This window comes from Ignavibacteriales bacterium (assembly GCA_026390595.1).
Classification (GTDB): domain Bacteria; phylum Bacteroidota; class Ignavibacteria; order UBA10030; family UBA10030; genus UBA9647.
This window is the reverse complement of record JAPLFQ010000010.1, coordinates 54,343-75,316: the sequence shown is the minus strand read 5'-3', so window position 1 is coordinate 75,316 and position 20,974 is coordinate 54,343. Positions and strand designations below refer to the sequence as shown.

22 protein-coding genes are annotated in these 20,974 nt (G+C 47.8%); 9 read left to right on the top strand and 13 right to left on the bottom strand.

Annotated features, from left to right (window positions below; genetic code table 11):
• The first annotated feature begins 646 nt into the window (after positions 1–646).
• From NTU47_04255 to NTU47_04230, 6 genes are all read left to right on the top strand, one after another.
• Positions 647–868 carry a DUF3276 family protein gene (locus tag NTU47_04255; protein MCX6133009.1) on the top strand — a complete coding sequence of 74 codons (222 nt, stop codon included), beginning with the start codon at positions 647–649 and terminating at the stop codon, positions 866–868.
• A gap of 27 nt (positions 869–895) precedes the next feature.
• Positions 896–1,864, top strand: coding sequence for a DUF932 domain-containing protein (locus NTU47_04250; GenBank protein MCX6133008.1), 969 nt, complete (start codon positions 896–898; stop codon positions 1,862–1,864).
• A 114-nt stretch (positions 1,865–1,978) separates the two neighbouring features.
• The gene (locus tag NTU47_04245; protein ID MCX6133007.1) at positions 1,979–2,254 is read left to right on the top strand and encodes a WGR domain-containing protein; all 276 of its coding nucleotides are present in this window, start codon (positions 1,979–1,981) and stop codon (positions 2,252–2,254) included.
• Positions 2,255–2,262: 8 nt separating this feature from the next.
• On the top strand, positions 2,263–3,165 hold the full coding sequence (locus NTU47_04240; protein ID MCX6133006.1) for a hypothetical protein: 903 nt from the start codon (positions 2,263–2,265) through the stop codon (positions 3,163–3,165).
• A gap of 256 nt (positions 3,166–3,421) precedes the next feature.
• Positions 3,422–3,958 carry a host-nuclease inhibitor Gam family protein gene (locus NTU47_04235; GenBank protein ID MCX6133005.1) on the top strand — a complete coding sequence of 179 codons (537 nt, stop codon included), beginning with the start codon at positions 3,422–3,424 and terminating at the stop codon, positions 3,956–3,958.
• A complete protein-coding gene (locus tag NTU47_04230; protein ID MCX6133004.1) occupies positions 3,945–4,406 on the top strand; it encodes a hypothetical protein in 462 nt (153 codons plus the stop codon). The genes NTU47_04235 and NTU47_04230 overlap by 14 nt, the downstream gene beginning before the upstream one ends.
• A gap of 69 nt (positions 4,407–4,475) precedes the next feature.
• Here the strand turns inward: NTU47_04230 and NTU47_04225 are convergent, their stop codons facing one another.
• The 9 genes from NTU47_04225 to NTU47_04185 all read right to left on the bottom strand — a co-directional run bounded on the left by NTU47_04225 (position 4,476) and on the right by NTU47_04185 (position 12,445).
• A complete protein-coding gene (locus NTU47_04225; GenBank protein MCX6133003.1) occupies positions 4,476–5,063 on the bottom strand; it encodes a hypothetical protein in 588 nt (195 codons plus the stop codon).
• Between the two features lie 247 nt (positions 5,064–5,310).
• Positions 5,311–6,210, bottom strand: a complete 900-nt coding sequence (locus NTU47_04220) for a hypothetical protein (GenBank protein MCX6133002.1) — start codon at positions 6,208–6,210, stop codon at positions 5,311–5,313.
• A 13-nt stretch (positions 6,211–6,223) separates the two neighbouring features.
• Positions 6,224–7,222, bottom strand: a complete 999-nt coding sequence (locus NTU47_04215) for a hypothetical protein (GenBank protein MCX6133001.1) — start codon at positions 7,220–7,222, stop codon at positions 6,224–6,226.
• A 120-nt stretch (positions 7,223–7,342) separates the two neighbouring features.
• Positions 7,343–8,350, bottom strand: a complete 1,008-nt coding sequence (locus NTU47_04210) for a hypothetical protein (protein ID MCX6133000.1) — start codon at positions 8,348–8,350, stop codon at positions 7,343–7,345.
• 18 nt (positions 8,351–8,368) lie between these two features.
• On the bottom strand, positions 8,369–9,013 hold the full coding sequence (locus NTU47_04205) for a hypothetical protein (protein ID MCX6132999.1): 645 nt from the start codon (positions 9,011–9,013) through the stop codon (positions 8,369–8,371).
• Between the two features lie 165 nt (positions 9,014–9,178).
• On the bottom strand, positions 9,179–9,691 hold the full coding sequence (locus NTU47_04200) for a pyridoxamine 5'-phosphate oxidase family protein (protein MCX6132998.1): 513 nt from the start codon (positions 9,689–9,691) through the stop codon (positions 9,179–9,181).
• A gap of 41 nt (positions 9,692–9,732) precedes the next feature.
• Positions 9,733–10,563, bottom strand: coding sequence for a 2-amino-3,7-dideoxy-D-threo-hept-6-ulosonate synthase (locus NTU47_04195; GenBank protein ID MCX6132997.1), 831 nt, complete (start codon positions 10,561–10,563; stop codon positions 9,733–9,735).
• Positions 10,564–10,588: 25 nt separating this feature from the next.
• Complete coding sequence (locus NTU47_04190) at positions 10,589–11,320, bottom strand: SDR family oxidoreductase (GenBank protein ID MCX6132996.1); 732 nt, start codon at positions 11,318–11,320, stop codon at positions 10,589–10,591.
• Between the two features lie 357 nt (positions 11,321–11,677).
• Positions 11,678–12,445: a hypothetical protein gene (locus tag NTU47_04185; GenBank protein ID MCX6132995.1), complete on the bottom strand. Its 768-nt coding sequence runs from the start codon at positions 12,443–12,445 to the stop codon at positions 11,678–11,680.
• Between the two features lie 407 nt (positions 12,446–12,852).
• Between NTU47_04185 and NTU47_04180 the strand changes: the two genes are divergently transcribed.
• Positions 12,853–13,779, top strand: a complete 927-nt coding sequence (locus NTU47_04180) for a M48 family metalloprotease (GenBank protein MCX6132994.1) — start codon at positions 12,853–12,855, stop codon at positions 13,777–13,779.
• Positions 13,780–13,843: 64 nt separating this feature from the next.
• The gene (locus NTU47_04175; GenBank protein MCX6132993.1) at positions 13,844–14,848 is read left to right on the top strand and encodes a hypothetical protein; all 1,005 of its coding nucleotides are present in this window, start codon (positions 13,844–13,846) and stop codon (positions 14,846–14,848) included.
• A gap of 342 nt (positions 14,849–15,190) precedes the next feature.
• Here NTU47_04175 and NTU47_04170 read toward each other — a convergent pair whose 3' ends face one another.
• Both NTU47_04170 and NTU47_04165 read right to left on the bottom strand, forming a co-directional pair.
• A complete protein-coding gene (locus NTU47_04170; protein ID MCX6132992.1) occupies positions 15,191–16,276 on the bottom strand; it encodes a tyrosine-type recombinase/integrase in 1,086 nt (361 codons plus the stop codon).
• Positions 16,277–16,978: 702 nt separating this feature from the next.
• On the bottom strand, positions 16,979–19,003 hold the full coding sequence (locus tag NTU47_04165) for a DUF5906 domain-containing protein (GenBank protein ID MCX6132991.1): 2,025 nt from the start codon (positions 19,001–19,003) through the stop codon (positions 16,979–16,981).
• Positions 19,004–19,386: 383 nt separating this feature from the next.
• Here NTU47_04165 and NTU47_04160 point away from each other — a divergent pair, with 383 nt between their 5' ends.
• Positions 19,387–19,734 (top strand): hypothetical protein, encoded by a 348-nt coding sequence (locus tag NTU47_04160; protein MCX6132990.1) that lies wholly within the window; start codon positions 19,387–19,389, stop codon positions 19,732–19,734.
• A 64-nt stretch (positions 19,735–19,798) separates the two neighbouring features.
• Here NTU47_04160 and NTU47_04155 read toward each other — a convergent pair whose 3' ends face one another.
• Positions 19,799–20,269 carry a hypothetical protein gene (locus tag NTU47_04155; protein MCX6132989.1) on the bottom strand — a complete coding sequence of 157 codons (471 nt, stop codon included), beginning with the start codon at positions 20,267–20,269 and terminating at the stop codon, positions 19,799–19,801.
• Positions 20,266–20,958: a hypothetical protein gene (locus NTU47_04150; protein ID MCX6132988.1), complete on the bottom strand. Its 693-nt coding sequence runs from the start codon at positions 20,956–20,958 to the stop codon at positions 20,266–20,268. The genes NTU47_04155 and NTU47_04150 overlap by 4 nt, the downstream gene beginning before the upstream one ends.
• Between the last annotated feature and the right edge of the window lie 16 nt (positions 20,959–20,974).

Below are 20,974 nucleotides of genomic sequence, written 5' to 3'. Positions count from 1 at the left end.
AATGAATTTCGTGAGAATTTACGCCAAACAAGCCCTAATAGCAACGAATCCTGATGGGAAGTTGGGCGTTATTGTGCCAAATCGTTTTCCGCGTTCACATTCGACGCGTTAGTCTCATCACCTCCGATGAAAATTCCGGTCCTTCGCCCAAAGTTCTCTCGGAATTAATCTCAATTGAAGGTCAACTCTTCCATTCGCAATGGTTTAGCATGCATACGCTTTTGTCACATTTCGGCGACCCTTTTCTGACACATCTGTCAGACTTCTACAATGCTTCACCCACCTTTTGACATCCTTTTGTGACGCTTTCTAATCCCCTCGTCGTCACTCGACCATAAATAGCCGCAATTTTACCCAAACAAAAAATAATGAAAACACCTTACTCGGGTCGGATGGTACCATCGCGCCAATAGGGTCCGATTTACAAAACCCAAAAAAATCTTAGGATTCACTTCACCCAGTAGAAATCCGCGGTCATCCTGCTTCGCTCGTTTGCTTCCTGGATCTATGTCGTAGTACCTCCGCCGATAGGATCTGATGTAACATTACTTTGGGTTGAGGCTCATTCTCTGGAAGAATGGGTCCCCTATTTTATGGTATAAGAGGGTGTGACCGCGTTACATCAATCATCATAAGGAGAAGCCAGATGGCAAACGACAGCGCACTCTATTCGACCATGGTTAGATCTGGCCGAACGACATACTTCGTGGATTTGAAAGAGGCGAAGAACGGGAACAAATATCTCTCCATAACGGAATCGAAAATCGACGGCGACCAGAAACAGAAGATGACAATCCGTGTTTTCGGCGAGACCATCGAAGAGTTCCGCAAGGCAGTCAACGACGCGGCTGCTGCAATCATGCAATAGCCAGATCACATAAGAAAGGAAACAGCAATGGCACACAATCTTTATGTCGGCAAATCAGGTCAAGCCAGCATGTTCTATTTTGGGGAAACCCCCTGGCATCGCCTAGGCCGAAAACTGGCAGACCCTGCCACAGCTGCACAAGCAATCGAAGCAGCAGGACTCGACTACAACGTGATCAAGCGACCTCTGTTCACAAAGATCAGCCGGCAGAGTGTTTTGGTGCCTGATCATTTCGCGACTGTTCGCTTGGACACAGGTACAGTCCTAGGAGTTGTTGGTTCACGTTACGAGCCGGTACAGAATCGCGATGCGTTCAGCTTCTTCGATCCGTTGGTCGACCGTGATGAGGCGATTTATCACACCGGAGGAGTCTTGGGCAAGGGCGAAAAGATCTGGTTGCTAGCCAAGCTGCCTGGATACATACGAGTCGGCAAGTCAAATGATCTGATCGAGAAATACCTGCTGCTCTATAACTCTCATGACGGCAGCTCTCACATCCGAATAAAGCTCAGTCCTGTAAGAGTAGTATGCCAAAATACACTTTCAGTCGCACTCGCTGGCACCGAGCAGGAAGTCCGGATAAAGCACACAGCAACCGCTCCTGCTAAGCTGGAAGAAGCACACAAGCTACTCGGGCTCACGAATCATCTCTTTCAGCAACTAGATTTCGTGTTCAATCGAATGGCGCTTCGGAAGGTCACGGACCGTGAACTGATGCAATATGTGAAAACACTCATCCCGGACAATCCGGAAGCGGAGAGCTACACCCGGACAGAAAACCTTCGCAAAAAGATCCTGGATATCCACGCAACACAGCGCGACGCAACAATGCACCGGGGCACTCTGTTCGGCGCATACAATGCCGTGACCGAGCTGGTGGATCACGTCAGCACTACAGAGGATCCGAGCAAACGCCTGAAGAGTATGTGGTTTGGGTCTGGGGAAAAGCTCAAGCAACGGGCTTTCTCTCTCGCCGAAGACTACCTCAAGAACTAACCCACCTTTTCCATTCAATTCGAAACGCTCCTTCATTCAGCTTGGACAGTGACAAGCTCGGCCTTGCATTGTCTTTTGAATGTTGGGGCGTTTCCAGTTTACGAGAGGAGAACTATGATACGGCTTGAATGCACGACTGGGGGCCACAACAAGTTCTATGAATTTCACCCCTTGCAAAACAATGGCCGATTCACGGTGAAGGCCTTGTATGGAGCAATTGGCCAGGCTCCCAAGGTCTCGATCATCTACGATGGCGATAACAAGGCAGAAGCCAATGAGGAGTTCCAGAAGAAGCTGAATCAGAAACGGAAGAAGGGCTATATCGTCGTCACGCAGAATGGTGAGCCTGTACCAGCCACTGCAGAAAAAAAAAGACTGATGTTCCCGTAATCTGGCCGATGAACGCTCAAGGGATCAAGAACCAAGATCATCTCAATTGGCTCATCTGCAACGAGAACTATGCAGCTCAAGAGAAGTTGGACGGGATGCGCTGTATTGCCCATGTCACAAAGACCGGACTGAGGATTTTTTCTCGAAGCGCTGGGGTGGAGGATCCAACGAGGCCACTGGAAAAGACCGCTGCACTTCCTCATCTAGCGTCGCTACGATTTCCACAACTTGCGAACACAGTCCTCGACACAGAAATATTGGCACCTGGGGTCGATGCTGCGAGCCTGTCTGGAGCTATCCACAGCCGTGAGGTGGGCAGGACATACGGACAGGTAAAGGCATTTGTGTTCGATGTTCTGAGATATCGGGGTGAGGATCTGTCACACAAAACGCTGCGAGAGAGAATTGCCGTCCTGGATATTCTGAATGGCGCATTGCAATCGCCGTACGTGATCTTCCTTCCGTGGGCTTTTACGGCCAAGGGAAAATGGAGTCTGTATGAATCCGTGCTCTCACGAGGTGGTGAAGGAATCATGTTAAAACGCCTCGACGCTCTGTATGTGCAAGGTGGCAGGCCGGCCAACAACTGGCTCAAGGCAAAGAAGTCAGCGACGTTCGACTGTGTGGTGATGGGATTTACAAAAGGAAAGGGCAAGTTCAACGACCGTATCGGTGCCATGATCTTCGGGCAATATGTGGACGGCAAGCTCACCGAATTGGGGCAGGCGTCTGGAATGTCCGATGCAGAGCGCGCGGATATGTCCCTCCGTCCTAACAATTACATCGGGAAGGTTGTCATGATCAAAGGAATGGAGAGATTAAAGAGTGGGGCGATTCGCCATCCACAATTTGCTGGTATGCGCAATGACAAAGACCGGCATCAGTGCAGATGGTATCAGAACGAACAATAATCTGGAGCCGCCAAAGACACACTCTAAACCTCAAACCGTAGGGGTGATGATCGGCGGCGGCTTCATTCTATTTCAAAGGAGATGACAATGAATATCAACTGGAAACGTATCTGGCGAGCACTTCGCATCATTTTTGCAACTCTCGCCAGTGGCATTAAGACATGGAGGGTTCTGTGAAACATCTCAAATTCGTGTATGCGATTCTATGCAGCGTGCTTACAGCGCTCGAATCCATCATCGCATGGAGGAGAAACAAATGACATCGTTCATGGATGAGTTGCTTGCAGAGGTCGAGGAAAAGGAACACAAAGTCAAGATTGAACTGGACCGTCTGAAGGCAGATCAATTGCTAATGGCCGTGGCGAAACTGGAATCACAGATGGATGATGTCAACAAGCTTGCTGACGATGAAATCAAACTCATCGAGCGGTATCGCAAATCGGAGATTGAGCGATTGGACAAAAAGCGGTCATGGCTTCTCTTCAACGTTGAGAGCTTCTGGCGCGTGCAATCCGAACAAACCGGTGAAAAGACCCTTCGGTTACCACACGGAACGCTCGCACTTCGCAAAGGTCGAGACAAGATCGAAATCGACAACATGGCTGTCTTCATGAAGATCGCTCCTCGGTATGGCTTCCTTAGGACGACTCCGGAGAAACACGAGCCTGATCTTCAGGCCATCGCAGCACACATCAAGTCATCGGGTGATATTCCTCTCGGTACCAAGCTCATCCCGGCTGCAATCAATTTCTCATATCAACTCACGAAAGGAAACGGCAATGGGACAAAATAACGGAAATGGCAACAACCCACCGAAGGTTGAGCTTGAGCTGAACCAAGAAGCCCGGTTCAAAATCCTCAAGCCAGTCTACGCTGGACAGAGCAGTTTTGGAAAATTCTATCTCTATAGCGTCAAGGACTTGGAGACCGGAGAGACTCGCAGCCTGTTTGCGACAGATGAGATCCATTCGATCATCGAGGAGAAGCAGCTCGGAGTTGGAAGTGAATTTGCTCTCAAGCGTGTACCGAATGGGAAGAAAGGAAGTTCGAGGCTGGAACTGTCGATTCTGGGCAAGGCGCCGGAACCGGAATCACAACGAAAGGATAATCTGAAAGAACTTCTTTTTCAGTCTGTTCGTGATGCTGTTGATATCGTAAGGGATTCAGGCATCCAATTCTCGAATGATGAGATCCAGAAGCTGGCGACGACTCTGTTCATTCAGCGGACACGGTTGACGTGAAATAGAAAAGCAGCCAAATGTTGCTGGCTGCTTTTTTTTCGGATCAGCACCACTGAACTGATCTGATGCTCAATTTATCTGCATTCCATCGGCTGATAAATGTAAATGGGGAACCAACTGGACAAACTTATGAATGAAATCAGGCATCCCATCATAAACCACCTTCTTCGCATTTGTATACACGTCGGAGGATCCTTCCATGATGCTAGGAAGTACTTGCTTATTCAAGGGCGTAAAGAAATAGCAGCCCTTTCCTTTGGCAAGAGCGTATCCCGACTCAAAGAAAATGCTGCTGTGGACCTTCTCTGGAATTACAGCGAGGAAGTGATCGCAGTTGTCGATTGCCATCATGTACTCATCAATATTGATGTCATCTCTGGATACAATATGGTGAGAGGGATATTTCTTGTTGAACCAATAAACCTTGACGTCTCGATTTAGTCCTTCTATTATATCAATAGTCTTTGAGACATTTCGGTGTATCTCTTCATACTCATTTGGTTGGAGATTGTTCATCTGGATTGAAACAAAGAGTTTCAGGACGTGTTTGGCCTGCTGCTTTTTCCAAGTTCTCCAAGCGATGTAGGCGAGCACGGATGTAGCAACACCACCGAGGATACCTCCGAGCACGAGCAACCACTGACTTAAGTTATCCATGGTTTTACTTTCATTTCACGCGTAGGTTATTGTATTTGATTTCGTCAACATTTCTGGTGCAAGCAGAAGCAATTCAACCCGATGCAATGAAAATGGTGAGGCGAGAAGCATCGGAAAAGTTTTCGACCAAGGATCCCGGCTGCTTTACCTTGCGATTCGGCGGGCCTAAAAGGTCTCTCGTGGTCGCGCACACACTCTGAAAAAAAGAGTATTCTTGCCTCACATTCTTGCTATCTTCTATCGAGCCTCATTGGGCTATGGGTCTCGCCCACTTCAAGATCTGATCAACAATAGATGCGGGGTCAGGTTCCAGCATATGATCTCCCCCCTGATCGTACACTCTCTTTACGCTCCTTGTCCGCTCCTCGAAGTAGCTAAACATTTGGTCGACGGTACCCGTCTGGAGCCTGTCATTTCCACCGATATAAATCAGGCAATCAGAATTGATTCGAAAACGAGCCGGATTCCTGAGTCTGATCAATTTGTAGACAGGTCCTTCCATTATGCTCAGAAGAGCCTTCATCGAAATTGGTATGGGATAAGTCCAATCATCTCCTTGACGTATCCCGTATTCTTTGATTGGTAAAAGCGGATATTCCTCCGGAAGCGTCGCTCGCAATCGTTTTAGCTGTGATTCGACCGTCTCGGGGAATATCCACCTCTGTTGAAGCTCGTAGCTGTCGCATGGGCAAAGCAGCACAAATGGAAGAGCTACTTTTGTCTCGATGAGGTAGTGTAGTACTCTGTCGCACCCAAGGCTGTGGCCTTGCAGAATCATCCGGGAGTTGAATGACCTCACAAAATCAACAGCCCCTTCAATGTCGGCGACACACTCTCCGAATGAACTTAGCGCACCTCCCAAATACTCGAATTTTCCTTTTCGATAGCCCTCCGCAATTCCGTCGTGAGCACTCGTATTGAAGGTAAGAAAGTTCAATCCAGCTCTCGTGTAGAACTCAGCCATTACCGAGATAAAGGCATTTGAATAGAAGTTCCCGAAGCTTCCGTGAACATGAATAATGCAAGTGCCGTTTTGTGGTTCAGCAAACAATAGTCCCTCAAGCTTCACCCCCTGCGAGCTTTCAAAAGTTACCAACTGTCCTCTAACCATCGACATAGATTCGGGTTTCTTTCTTGTTGTAAGCAAATTGGGTTCTTGCTCAAGGTGTCCGAGCCGCTCGTGCATCGGTTCGTTGTCGATCAATCTCTTGATCAAATTGGAACAGACCCTCCAAAGTCATCCTAGGCAAAGCGCGCTTCGGCAAGGTTTTTGCCTCCGCGCACTTCCAGACATTCTCGAAGAACTTAGTGTATTCAGAGATGGTCTTTTGGTCTTTCGAAAAGTGGCCAGAGGTAATCGGGGCATACTGGAGCGTCTTATAAATGTATCGTGTGCCATATATCCCGAAGTCCTGATATTGCTCACTAAGCCTCTGATCTCGTGTCCATTTCTCATATGTGGAGAGAGCGATATACCTATAGTCAAAGCCTTTTTGGTGAGCGTAATACCCGAGAAGTTGTTTTGCCATAGGATGGTTTTCTAGCCAGCCGTCCGGGCCAACCAAAAGTGCTTTTACCGATTTTATTGACCCCCTCTTTGCTCCCTTTTCAATCTGTTTGCAATATTCCTTCCACTTTTCGTCAAAGAACTTCGAATCAGACTCGAGGACCCAGACGTATCGAATTACTTTTTCCTTGTCGCTTTCCATTGCGCTCAGCAACAAATCGGCATTGTCAAAGTGGTAATCCTTGACATACAGTTCCTCCTTGATAACTGCATCTGTGCACAGAATCTCGAGATCTTGGATACTCCTATTGATGTGCTCCTGGAACAAATCAACGGGCTTGTAGAATTTCGTTGACAAGTCTTCAAAGTGTACACGGAGATTCAGAAGTCTGACGTTGAAGTCATTTCGAATATTTTGCAGATCTGAAAGCCCTTTTTCAAGCCTAAATAGTTTTTGCAGTGTGATCAGTAGCTCGATGGATGTCCAGAAAAGATATGTGAGAAAACCGATGATTATCTTCTCTACCAGGCTTGTTGGAATCGAGGAATAGCCAAGGGCGATTGGCGTTATGATGGACACGGCGAACTTGGCTAAAGTCATCACCAATGTAGAACCAGGTCCGCTTCTCTGCGCTGTCTCTTTGTCAGCCATTAGAGTTGCCTCCTAATCGAGTCGCCCCGCATCCTATCGCGAACGTGATCTATAGGAAATCTGATCCACCTATTTTGCTCGACACCGCTTAGACCGGATCCCACCGTCAGAGCAGGCTATTCACACGACGGGCACATTGCTCAAACATTCAATCAGCGCTTTGACATCTTGTGTTGCTCCCGTTGGACTCCCCTTTGAAGTCGGGGCGACCGAATTGTCCCAGAGTCTCACAAAAAAAGCCATGTACTGCCGAAATTCCTCTGGTTTGCCTGAGAACACTCCAATCGACTTGTACTTGCCAGGACCTGGATTTCGTCGTGAAATGTGTTTCACATAGTCTTCCAACCCAAATAGAACCAATCCACCGTAGAGTCCGAATTCATAAAAGGGAGGGCCACTGGAGAAACCAGAGGGCTCAATGAAACGGTCGTAGTCTTTTTTGAAGATGTACTTCACCGTCATACCTTTGCCAGAACGGCTGGAATAGTAATCCAGAAGGCTCTGCATTGCTGGACAGCCGGGATTGACATCGTCCTCTAATACGAGTATTACCTCAACCTTCGCAATTCCCTTGATTCCATCATCATTTGCATCCGAGATCTTCCGAAAGAAATCATCCCACATGACATCACCAAATAGAGGTTCACTCCTATCGATCTGCCATGTATATCTAAAAACCGAGTCTTTGTTGTCCCTGCACAATTCAACTATCATATTCGTTTCTTCGAACTTATGATCCTCCACCCGAATAATGAGATCCCTCGCCTTCTGCAATTTCTCAAGAAAAGTTACCTGCTCTCTCTCCAGAAGCTTTCTGAAGAACTTTGGGTGGTCGGTGCTTTGACCTATAAGCTCTAGCATCTGGACTGTGTTCAAAAAAGACAATGCCCGGAGGTTCTTAAGAATCTTGTCTGCATCTGCCCACCTTATTCGATCTATCTCGAACAAGAAAACCAGAGGAATCACGTAGCCCAACAGGAACGAAAAAAACGCCCCGAAAAATGGGTGCTGCGCAAACATCCAACCGTGCACTAGGTTTAAGTAAGCTGCACCGAACCCAATCACGAGCCGAGTGGCTAACGACAGCAGTGGAAAATTCAGTTTGAAAAACGAGAGTATTTTGTCCATTTAGGCCTCAATGATATCTCATTTCTTGATGCTCACGAATATCTTGAGCCCCTTGGCATATGGACTATCAAGACGTTCATCGAATGAGTGGACACGCCGTAGACCTGGACAGTATTCGTTTTCTAGGTCCGACCACGGTTTTCCATACCACCAAATGCAGTCCCGCGGTGTTACTCGTCGCGAAAGAAATGCGAATTTGCGCAGCACGGGATCGGAGAATCGCTCCTCCAAGAGATCGTAAAATCTCGAGGAATCAACTCGATACTCCGCGTCGAGCAGTTCGCTGTCGAACAAGTACTCGCAGGAGAAGTGATTAATGTGCAGCAAGTTTAAGGGAAGGGTTCGATATTTGTCGTCAAGGTGCTTCAGTTTCTTTTTTTTCTTTCCATGAGTAAGAACCTTGTCTATGAAGATCCCTCCCCTCACGAGGCTCTGGTTGACAACATAATAGAATTTCATCCGGTCCGAGTATTCTATATTGCCACTTGTCAGATCAGAGAGAATTGCTGCGAAATAGTTCTTGAACTCAGGCAACACCTTGATCCAATCACCAAATTCGAGCTTGTCTGTCGAAGGATAGGCCCTCATGCCGTTCATGATTCGGACTGAATGGCGATTGTTATCAATGTAGTGGACCCGAGTGAACCGAAGCTCAAATAGCATATCCCGGAACTCGGGAGTACAGCCAAGAATTCCGATGGGCTCTTTCTTCGGGACATCTTTGAGAATTGTTCGAAAATAACCTAAGTGATCCAATGACGGACGCGAGGGCGGTAACACAAGATCCCAGGTTTGAATATTATCCCAAGTAGCCAATTCCGGCTCCGTTCATTTCTTGCGATTTGGTACAACCGTGATATACACCTCTTCGCCAAATCGCGGCTCGTCGAACAAGCGAACCCAGTGCACATCAACAACAAAAAACTTAGACTTGAACTCAAGCAAGTCCTTTTTTGTCAAGAGCGAATACCAATCCTTGTAGCTCACAAAACGCTCAACATACGAGAGCTGAGCCGAGAGTTTTTCTCTCCCTTGTGCAAGTTTGCAGGTGCCCAAAAACTGAAGGCCTCGTTTCGGTTCTTGCCATGGCTGATGATTGTCTGCGATAGCGACGGCTACGCTGGGATTCTTCTTAATATTTACACAATGTTGAGTGCTAGGATCAGAAAGAAAATAGAGTTTCAGGGAATCTGTGAATGCGAAATACGCAGTGTGAATGTAGCTGGTGTTCTTGTCTTTGACTGTTGCAATTGAGCAAAGTTCCGATTGTGAGAGAATACCTCTAATGCTCTCAGTCAATTCTTCGTCCGAATACTTTTCATGAGCGAATGAAATGCGCATTGCGATCTCCTCTATTTTGCTGATCGACGATAGTGGGGAATCTATTGATCCTCAAAAACGTCCTTTGGCAAGGCCTTCTCAAATACAATCTTTTTCAAGGCCCGGATTGCTTTGCCGGAATCTTGCCGATTGAATACATTGCGGCCGAAGCTTACCCCAGCAGCGCCTGCTTCAATTGCCCCCGCAGCCATATTCAACATCTCACCAAACGGAAGAAGTGGCCCACCCGCGATCACTACAGGCAATGGCGCACAAGCCTGTACGACAGTTCGAAATGTATCAGCGGAGCCAGTGTATTTCGTTTTGATTATATCCACACCCAAATCAGTTGCGACACGAACTGCATGTGCAACGAGTTTCGCGTATTCAACCGGATCAGCAGCGCGAAGATCATCATAGTTCTCATCCCCATCTTTGTTTTCCGTTCGGGGATACATGATGGCCAAAACCGGAATACCCAACGGCTGACATTCGGAGACGACTTTGCCAAGGGTTGCCAACATGCCTTGTTCAAACCGTGAAGTGATATTAACATGAACAGCCACTGCATCTGCATCAAGTCGGATGGCCTCGTATACATTCGACACGAGTATTTTGTTTGTGTGCTGCATCCTAGATGTGCTAGCGGAGAGGTTTATTATAGTTCCGGTCGACCGAAACGCCTCCGGCATTTGACGAATTATTCCTTGAAAGGTGAGAATTCCGTTTGGTCTGCCATTCACGATCTGCTGCAATTTCGATGGCATATCAGCGAGACCATCGAAGGGACCGAAAATCAGGCTGTCATCGATCGGAGTGATGACAGTTCGCATTGTCTTCGGGTCAAACAATCTGGAAAGCCTCTTGTTTTTACCCACCATGGCGAATGACATGACAAATCCCATCCTTCATTTGAGTTTATGCAACGAGTCCACCATCGACGGTGATGGACGCACCATTAATGTAACCCGCCTCTTCTGAGGCAAGGTAGATAGCCAGGGAAGCAATTTCTTGTGGCTTCGCCAGTCGCTTGGCCGGGATGGCAGCAGCAACTTCCGACAGGTAGTCGTCTGCAGATTGGTTCAACTGTTCCCCCTCCCGAGTGGCAATTCGATTCATAAGATCGGATGAAATAGCCCCCGGACATATCTCATTGCACGTTATTCCGTATTGGGCATATTCTTTGGCGACAGTTTTCGTCAATCCTGAAAGTCCGTGCTTCGATGAGTTGTAAGGAAGATTCCATTCAACTCCTCTGAGCCCATAAATTGAGGAAATATTTATGATTCTTCCCCATCCTTTCCTCATCATCTCCGGTAGCAAAGAGCGTACGATTTGGAAGGGAGTGAATAGATTCACCTTCATCGTCCTTTCCCAACTCTCGATCGAGACTTCGTGTGAGAGACAACTCGTGATGTTGATTCCAGCGTTATTCACGACAATGTCAAACCCTCCCGGAGGAAGATCAAAGTCAGACAGGAAATCAAGTCGGATTGGGGTAGCGCGGGTATCTTGAGACAAGATTTTCGCCTTCGGCTCGTTGGAGAGATACTGGAACGTCACAGCATATCCTTTTGCGGAAAATGCTCTGACGATCGATTCCCCGACTGACCCAGTTCCACCTGTTACTAATACGGTTCTTGATATCATGCTAGCCTGTCTCCATATTCGTCTTGTTTTTTCAGAAACGGGGATCCTTCGACAACTCTTTTCGGCCGCGTTTACTCCAAAGTGATTGGTCCATTTAAGAAAGCAACTTGGAGGGTGAATGATGTATCGGAATGATTGCTGCGCCGCTAACATGGCTCCAGCGCGGTGCTACTCTCTTTTTCAGTTTCGGTCCGGAGTCCAATGCGAGCTCAAAGGCTATGTCACGAAAGTCAAAATATGACAATTTTGGCGAATAAGTCAACTTTCTCTTCTGCCAGATATGAAGAATGACAGCCCATGGCCCATTGAAAAGCACAAAGCGGCCGTATTGCTTTTGGCTCTTGAGAGAAGGGCGCTTCACTCTGCCGATTGATTGTATAACCTCTTGGCACCGGTCTTGTAAATCTCCTTTGATCCGAGGGGAAACCAAAATTTCATATTTGAAAACACAGAGATGGGTGCCACCTCATTCACTATGTTGTTCAAGAAATACGCAGGCGCTAGTCTCTCAAGGTGGTACGAGTGCCACTCCTCATATGGTGTCCACACATGGGACTCCCAAAACTTGAAAAACAAAGAATCATTGAGACAGAGATGATTGACGACTCTGCTCCGCATTTCCTTTGCCTTATGATATAACAGTTCAAGGACAATGTCGGGGTCTTGAATATCGGTCTCAAAAGAGAATATGCCGGTGAATAGACTGTAGTGACTAAGTTGGAGCTGTGTAAATTGCCGATAGTGTTGTTCGACGATGAGAACATTATGGATCAAATTGTCGAGTGCCTTTGATAAGGACTTTGCAGTAGTTTTGGTCTTAACTTCAATAATCGCCCTAACAGCGTCCGGCGTTACGAACACCAGGTCTTGTTCCCGAAAAATCACGGGAAAAGAAGAGTCATATACAAGTAGGTCGATTTGCTTTGAACATCCAGTTGGCGTGAATATGAATCCCCGTCCGATTTCGTACTTACCCGGCAAGTGTCTGCGGAGAATATTTCTCAGGATTGATTCCTTTATCTCTCCGTCAGTCAGCCAGTGAGGATTGTTCATCAGATCACGAATCTTGTGCTTGACGGCGTTCAACTCTTCGGCAACCGATCGATGATACTGCAAAATGTCCATTGTACGACCTTTTTGAAGTCCCTATTTGACAACACAAACGAAACTGCGCACGAGTATAGTGTAGCATTTGCTAATAATCAATGTCCGCAAAATGCCGTCAGAGCGTTGATCAACGCTCACAAGCGTGGATATTACAAGCCCCAATGGAACGATTGATTTTCTTTTTGTCATCCATCCTGTTATCTTCGATTCGTGACCTACGCACTTGCACCGACCAAACTCGAGCAATAATCAGAAGGATGATGAAAATCAATGCCAGCTCAGCAATGCCCATCTACTGGCTCAAGCCAACTCAATGAGTGTGGGTTGTGCACTCGCAGATGCTGTGAGGAATCAGATATATATCTTACGCGGAAACACATCGAGGGCTCATTTTTGACACCATAGATTAAGGAGGTCCGTATAAAATGTATGCCTACTTTCTAGCCGTCGCTGCCTTAAATATCGCACTCGCCATCAGACAGTTAAAACGTATTGGCCTTCCATACCGCGATTTCTTTCTTTCCCTTACGGTCTCAACCCTCGCACTTGCGGTAGTCTTAGAAGCGGGATGCTGGATCTTTCTCGTCAACAAGATCCCCGTGGTACTTCTACTCTTGATTCAGGCAATACTTATTGGGTTGACTACGGAATGGTGGCTTGTCGAGATGTTGAAGTTTCGGCTGCACCGCGTTACCAATCGGTTGCAGAAGATGTACAATCTCGAAGTCAAATCAGACCTCATTTACGATGAAGAGAATGCGTTTGCCACCTACGACAAGGACAATCGGCCGCTGATACTATTCTGCGTAGCTTTCGCCAATCAGCACAAGGCACTTCTGACTTTTTTGGTTGGGCACGAACTGGCCCATCTTGGATTGGGACATGTGCAGGAACGTATGCAGAGAGCACAATCCTTAGACTCGAGCCAACAGCGACGCGGAATTGCAAATTTCCTTCCTACTGCTCTACTTGGGATTCCAGTCTGGCATTTCCTTAATTTTTTTAATCCGGGCTTGAGCGTCATCGCCGGTGCACTCACGACCATTACAAAGAAGGGAATTGACAACTGGATGAACTCTGGCTACAACCACAGCCAAGAGTATCAAGCGGATGCCGCGGGCATCGTGGCAACGATGGAGAGCGGTTATAGCGAAGAACTAGCTGTCAAGCTTTTTAGCGGTTGGGCCGCTCAGGAGCCCCAACGAGGGTGGTTCCGCCGCCATATCAACAAGTTGATCCGGGAAGAAACCCATCCCGCTAGCCAGGAAAGAGCGGAACACGCTCAGCAAGTGGCACAACATTTCCGGCTCCATGGTCCTGAAGCAACCCGGAAGAAATATGTCACCAACTGAATGTCTCCGAGCTGGGTGTTCTGTGTACTCAGCTGCCCGCAAATGATTTGGAAGGAAAAATGGAATGAACATATTCGAAATAATTCGCTCGACTGCCTCACGGAACGAGCCATTTCATTCTCTCTACTTCACAGAGATGTTGAAGGAGAGCAATCATTCTGGTAGTGGTCTTATTCGAGCCTTCTACATTTATTTGGGAGCCAGCGGTACAGCCAAGGTGCCAGGATTGTCAATTGATGCAGAAGATTCCTTCAAAGATGGATCGAGAATCGATATTACCATCAAGGATGGGGCAAACAGGAGGATTGTCGGTATCGAAATCAAAATGTCAGATAGCAGTGTGTCCTATGGCCAGTTGGATAGATACTATCACTTGCTAGCCGAAAAATACCCAGGCTATCGAGTCGCGATTGTCTACTTGACTCCATTCAGCCGAGGGAACCTCCCAGTAGGGTCGAATACGAAGATTAGGGCGACGAAAGAGTTCGAGGACTTCAAGAAATTGAATCCAGGTGCAGAGTGTGGTCATCTGAATTGGCATGAAATCGCAGATCTATACACCGAGAATTCAAATGACTTTCTTGCAGAACAACACAGAGAGTACCTTATGAAATATGTTCTGGATCCTGTTCGAGCGGGAGTGTTTATGCATCAGAGAAATCGAACTCTACGCGATTTCCTTGGAGACCAAGTCGTAGATCAGGCATATAAAATATGGGATGACAATAACGTAGTCTATTGGGATGAGGTGATACCACTACAAGAGAATATTGAAAAGCTTGACGCCATAGCAGACGGGCTCGAAATCCTACTCAAATCAGATCGCATCAAGCCGGATGTGATGAAGAATGATAATCTTGAGAAACACGTGAGAGACAAATTTCTCAGCTCAAGCGCTTTTGAATTGTTCTACCGGAGAGTTTTCGCCTTCTCTGTAAACCACCGATTTGCCTGGTTTCAGGGCAAGAATAATGTCGGTTGCCGTGTAGCCATTCCAAATCAGCCTGGTGGCGTCAGCGTCTTCACCCTGCAGGATGACGATACTATCAAGTTCGACTCTCCGAGGTGAACACGGGAACTCTCGCGATTCAACCCTCTTAGAGACCTTTTGTTCGACGATCGTGAGAGAGCGTTCGCGTATATCATACTCTCGCGCGCGATTACGCGATTCCATTGAAGCTGCTGATGAACCCCTTGAATTTAGAGCGCATTGCCCAAAATAGAGGGGATTAGTAGAGTTTTTTCCTTCCGCTTGTAACATTCCTCATTGAGGTCGGATCCAATCCATCTCGTAGCTCCGCGGAGAGATGGATGTATAGATATCATATAGATATCATAAAGGTCCAAAGCATCGATTTCAGTACCGTCGTAGTTGAGGTTTGTGAGGTGAACGCTACCAACGGTACTAGACTCACCTACCGGTAGTACTAGACTTTGCTACCGGTGGTGGTAGACTTCCATCCACCGGTTCATTTGGCTTTTCCTCTCCAAGGTGCAATTGAAGTTTGTTCACCGTCAGGTGCAACGTCTCCGGAGCCAGATGGCTGTAAATCTGCGTAGTGGAAATGTCTGCGTGCCCCAAGAGCTTTTGAACTTCATAGAGCGAAGCGGACTTTTGGACGAGCCACGAAGCGAAGGTATGGCGTAGGGCATGAAAGTTCAGGTTTTCATCTAGGCTCAGCTTGCGCACATATTTCTTTAGCTTGTGGCTAAGCCATGGGGGAGAAAGCTTCTTGCCTCTCCTAGTGAACACATATTCCGTATCGGGAAATGAAATTCGCCTTCGGTCGAGTATCTGGTAGGCCATTTCACCGAGTGGGACAGATCGTTTCTTCCCGGCTTTCGTCTTGAAGGTCGCCGTGCTCTGAACAATGATCAGCTTCCGTTCCAGATCCACTTGTGGCCACTGCAGATTTACCACCTCACCTCGTCTTAACCCTGTCAATACTGTAAATGTAAGAACATCCTTCAGCCAATCTTCCTTCACTACTCCAATCATCTTCTCGAACTCCTGAACCGTAAAGAATGCTGGCACAGGTTCGGGCATACGAGGCAGTGGCAAACCGGCAAATGGATTACTATCTAGGAGTTTCCAACGGAGGGCAATATTCAGCGCAGTACGAAGAGTCCTAGCTTCCGCGTTCACCGAAACAGCTGTCACTGTCTTTAGCCGACCCGCCACGTAAAAATCATAGCTCTGAGCTGATAGGTCTCGAAGAGCAACATCTCCGACGACATTGATCAGATTGAGCAGGCAACGTTTGAAGAGATAGGCTGTGCTCTTGGCGTGGGTGGAGGCGACATATGATTCCACTTCAGGGATGAACTCGGATATGAGCTTCTTTCTTTTACCGTCCTGAGTGAGCGTGCGCTTGAAAGACTGGATGAATGTGTAAGCGCCAGCCTTTGTGCTGGAATGAGTGGAAACCTTGAGGCGTCTGCCATCCTCGTGGAGATAATGGAGGTAGTAGATCTTGTTGCGGCGATGGAGGAACATCGGCTGTCTCCTTGATTAGGAGACAGGTGTACCCAGCCCTATGTCCAGCAGGTGAGAAATGCGAAATGGATTAGTAATGGTAGGTATGAAATGTACCGAGGACCCGACCCCAAGCAAGTGCGCTACCGGGCTGCGCTACGTTCCGAGGTAATACCAGTCATTCTAGGTACAGTCAAAACACCATAGGCCTAAAAAACTCAAAACATTGGTAACCACTTTGCTTACCGATGGGTAACCACTTGCCGTTTGGTTGCTGTGTCTGCAAGTCCAATATAATATTATCCTTCCGGTTAATCAATGATGAGTTTGCGATGTCCTAAAGCTGATGAATCGGGTTCTAACTGGTAGGCAACACGCACAACCGATCAACACACTCCGTGTAAGAACCGGTAGCGAGTCGCCATGAAAGTGTCCAGTACCGGTGAGGAGTGGACACCTTCTGGGCTTCGAGGACATTCAAATTGTACTGATTTTGTTACGTCAAACCATGAAGTGTCCACACTGTCCACAGTGTCCACCTGTTTTTCAACTTCTCTTATATATTCTATACACACTCTCTTATTATTATCTAAATCTTTTTTAAGAAATATACTGGACACAGTGGACACAAATGCATTTCAGTACCGTAAACATTGAACAAAGTGGTGTCCAGTAGCACCCAAACAAGTGGACACTGGCTGGACACCCTGGACACATTCTGGGTTAAATTTCGATCCTTTCTTGGGCTTCTTGGGTCACTGGCGGCATCGGCTCAGATGGGGCTGTCACTGGTATGATGCCGAGCAGCTTCTTCAGTTTGTCTGTCATTGTGTAGCAACCACGTCGTTTGTTATTCCTCTCGACCTTTGCAGCTTTATTCTGCTCAAGGTAACCTCGTTCACGCAACGCCTTGACGACCTTATGCACACCGAGCTTCGTGATCATTAGACTATCCTCCAGCATAGCGGTCGGAAGAAATCCATCCTTCAGGTGATCAGCGTACTCAAATCCAGATTCCTGAGATTTCTCCAGAACCCTGTCGATCATTTTCTCTGCCGCCATTTCTTCTTCAGTCACATTGCTGTCGAAGAGGCCGGCTTCCTCAGGCGTGATCGGCACTTTTATACTGTACCGATTACCACTGAAATCGAGCTTATCAAAGACATCCTTGAGTGTCGTTCGGACATAGTGTCCGATGCGCTCCTCCAATTTTTCGCCCAACCGGGCATCGATCGGACCCGCAATCGGTTTGAAGTCGTATACAAAGAACTGATTGGTCTCTGGCGATGTGGGCGCTTCATAGCTTGCGACATATATCGGCATCGCTGAATTCGAGAGGATGATGATGTTCATATTATTCTCGACTTCGTAGGGTATCACATATTTCTTGTTAACCGTGGCGTGCTTCGATCCAGAGTACTGCTTGATCAGTCGGTAGACTTCTTCGCTTTCGGACACCGTCTCATCGGCTACGAGGAGCTTCTTCTCCGCTTCCTGTGTAAAAGCGCTCCTCTTTGCCTCCCACATCTGCGAGATGGCCGGGAATATCGAGTAAACCATTTCGGCAAACGTGTTTTTTCCACTACATCGGGCCCCCTTCAGTACCAGCGTGGGCAGATCCCTAAAGTCGCTGTAACAGTATGTAGCCAGGTATTCCTTGATGAATTGCTTGTATTGACCGAAGGTGTTCGTAAGGTAGTCTTCTATGAATTGATTGTCCTGCGTTCGCTCGGGAATGGGCGCGTAGTTCACGATGACGTCTCCGGCATCGTTGTCAACGGAGTACGTCGTTGCTTCTGGAGAGGGATCAACGACATGCTTCACAAGATTCACCGTAGAGATGTGTTTTGAGCTGAGCAGATATCTGAAAGCTTCCTTCTCCTGCTTGCTCCCTACGGCATTCACAAATCCAAAGAATTTCTTCAGACCGATCTTGGACATAAAGAATCGGCCTCCCTTGATTCCAAATTCATATACTTCACTCTGGTAGGACCAGTAGTTTTTGCAGCGCTCTACAAGAGGCCTCTCCAACATCCAATAAGTCTTCCCACATGCAGAGCAATGGATGAATGGTTCACCAGTTCCTTTTTTCCGATCTACAAAAGCTGACGGCGACGCATCATCGTGAAAGGGACAGTAAATCGGAGTCTTCTGTTGCAGGAGGACCGCAGAGGTCTCCTCATCGTGGCCAGTGGTGACGAGCAGACTATCATCCCAGGCATCCTTTATCTGGCTCCCCAGATTGACATCGGGATCATAGTCAACACCATTCCATCTGCTCGAGTAGTGGCTGCCCGCTGGTGAGTAGTAGAAGAACCGTGCTGCATCCATAGCATTGGGATCCATCGAAGGAAATAGTGAATCACGTAACTCACGAATGACCCTTTTGTAGTCCTTTGCCGAAAGAATCTTGCGTTGAAAAGGGATGATTACACGAAACCGATGCGCTGCTGGAGTGTGACTTTTGCTAGTTATGAGCGCATAATTGAGATTGTGCTTGCCGAGAGTTGCTTCAGCGTTCTGGATTGTCAGGCCTGCATCGAAATCAAGCGGTGCTGCCGTTGCGAACGAGAAGTTCTCTACCCGGCGACGGTCACGCCAAGCAATGGAACTGTAGTTGTTGGAGGTTAGAACAGATTGAAGCGAGGTTACATCGAAGGACGCAGTTGAGAACCGCGTGTTTTGGGCTGCTACTAGGTTCTTATCTTTGACTGATAGAACAATTTGTTTCCTTGTGTTGTTGGACATAAGTTGCTTTCGGTTTGGTCAGACTAGAGTGTGAATGAACCACACTCTTCAGGTTGCGTATCGCATTACCATAAGCGGCGGGATTGATTAGGGCCGTCATATCGTAATATTTTCGTACCGCGTTTCTCGTCTGCTCCATATCCGGAAATTCAAAGGTCGTTCTGTAATTATCCTGCGAACTGTTCACCAGGTCAATGCCTGATGCTACCAGATAGGCTGAACAGTAGAAATCTTGTGTTTGGATCGTCTTCGTCATATGCTTGTTTTCTCGATTCGGTATTGCTTATTCAAGATGCTTTTCGTATCATAGCTTATGTGGCTTTCGTCACAAAGTTATTATACGAATAGTAATCGACAATTTCAAGTAGAAGGTGAATTACTTTATGAAACGCATGCCAAAGATGTATATCGACAACGAAGCCATCGCTGCGATTGTCCGTGAGGCAGTTAATAATGGCCACATGAGCTTGAGTGAGATCGCATCCCTTGCGGGCCTGAGCGTCACCACCCCTGCCCGGATTTACCACGGTACAAAGAACCAGGTACAGACCAAGACAGCACGTAGGATCGCTTCGGCTCTTGGTTACGAGGTACACACCTCCTCCTCCGGACTAGTAAGATTTGAGAAGCTGGACGAGAGAAGTGAGCGATCCAAGCTAACTGGAGCCCAGAAGGACAGGATCCTGAAGGCAGTCGAAAGGACGCTGAGGGAAGAGCTGGACAAGCTATAAACAAAAAAGGTGGCAAAGCTCATCACCTTGCCACCTCTAGGGACCTCGAATCGTCTCACCGCAACTAGCCGCTCCGAACAGTGGGGGCTGGCTCCAGATTATCGCCTTCCTTTGAAGCTGGAGCCAATTTGGCGCACTTCAGATACGAATCGAAAGCATCCTTAAGAACCTTATCCAGGAATTCGCCCGTCAGCTTCTGCCCCATCAGATACACTCCCATCCGGTAACTTACGTGAGACGAAGCGGGAAAAATGAGATAGCTTCCTATGAGTTCGGTCGAGTTCAGCGCGTTCAATCGGAACAGAACCCTCGTCTCGTCTTTTAGCTCAACGGGAATCGCCCCGCTGACTATAATAGTGACGATATCTTGACTGCGACTGTATGAGATTACAACCTCAGCCACATTGTTCTCATCACCGTAGTCAGGAATAACCACCGATGACTCGACTCGATCTGTGAATGGGATGTTTCTCGCTAGCAGGTACTCCTTCACATGATCGATAGCGACTATCCCCACGTGATTGTCGTTCTTCATGATATCACCTCCTCGGACTGCAGGCTCGATTCATCACCCACCCCGACGACGATGTCCTTCCGCTCGTATTCCCTCCAGATGTTGCGGAGAACAGCCATCTTGACGGGCTCAAAGCGGCTGATACTGCTCCACAATGCCGGCTTGTGCTCCTGCAGCAGATCGCCCAGCACCTTTTCGAACTTGTCCCAATCTGAACCTAACACGATGGTCTGGATTGGATCTGCGGAGCCACTGCCCGTTGCAGCGACCCACATTTCGGTGTGAACGCTCGCACGGACATCTGCCGTGAACGACGGTACACGGGACATCAACCGCCTCATAGCTCTGTGATCGGCGAGCCTCCGACCAGCTATCTTGTTATTGTTGTGCAACGCACTGCGGAGCGACCGAGCATAGACCCGGTACTGATCCCGTGCCTGCTCCAACTCGAACTCGACGTCCAGAATTGACCGTCGCACATCCCGGCGTTCTGCCAGGGTGAGCTTCAAGATCTTGCTGTCCAACTTGGCGTGTAGGACTTCAAGATCCCGTTCACGGGTGGCAATACGTTTATCTGCCCCCTGCATCTTGCGACGCAAGGCCACAACACGAGCTGAGGGAATGAGACGGACTGTGTTCTGTACGTCCGTATTGTTGTTAGATTGTCCGCCGTTAGCCGGTGATCCTGTTTTTGTTTTTGAAGAGTGCATTGTGTAGCTCCTTTCT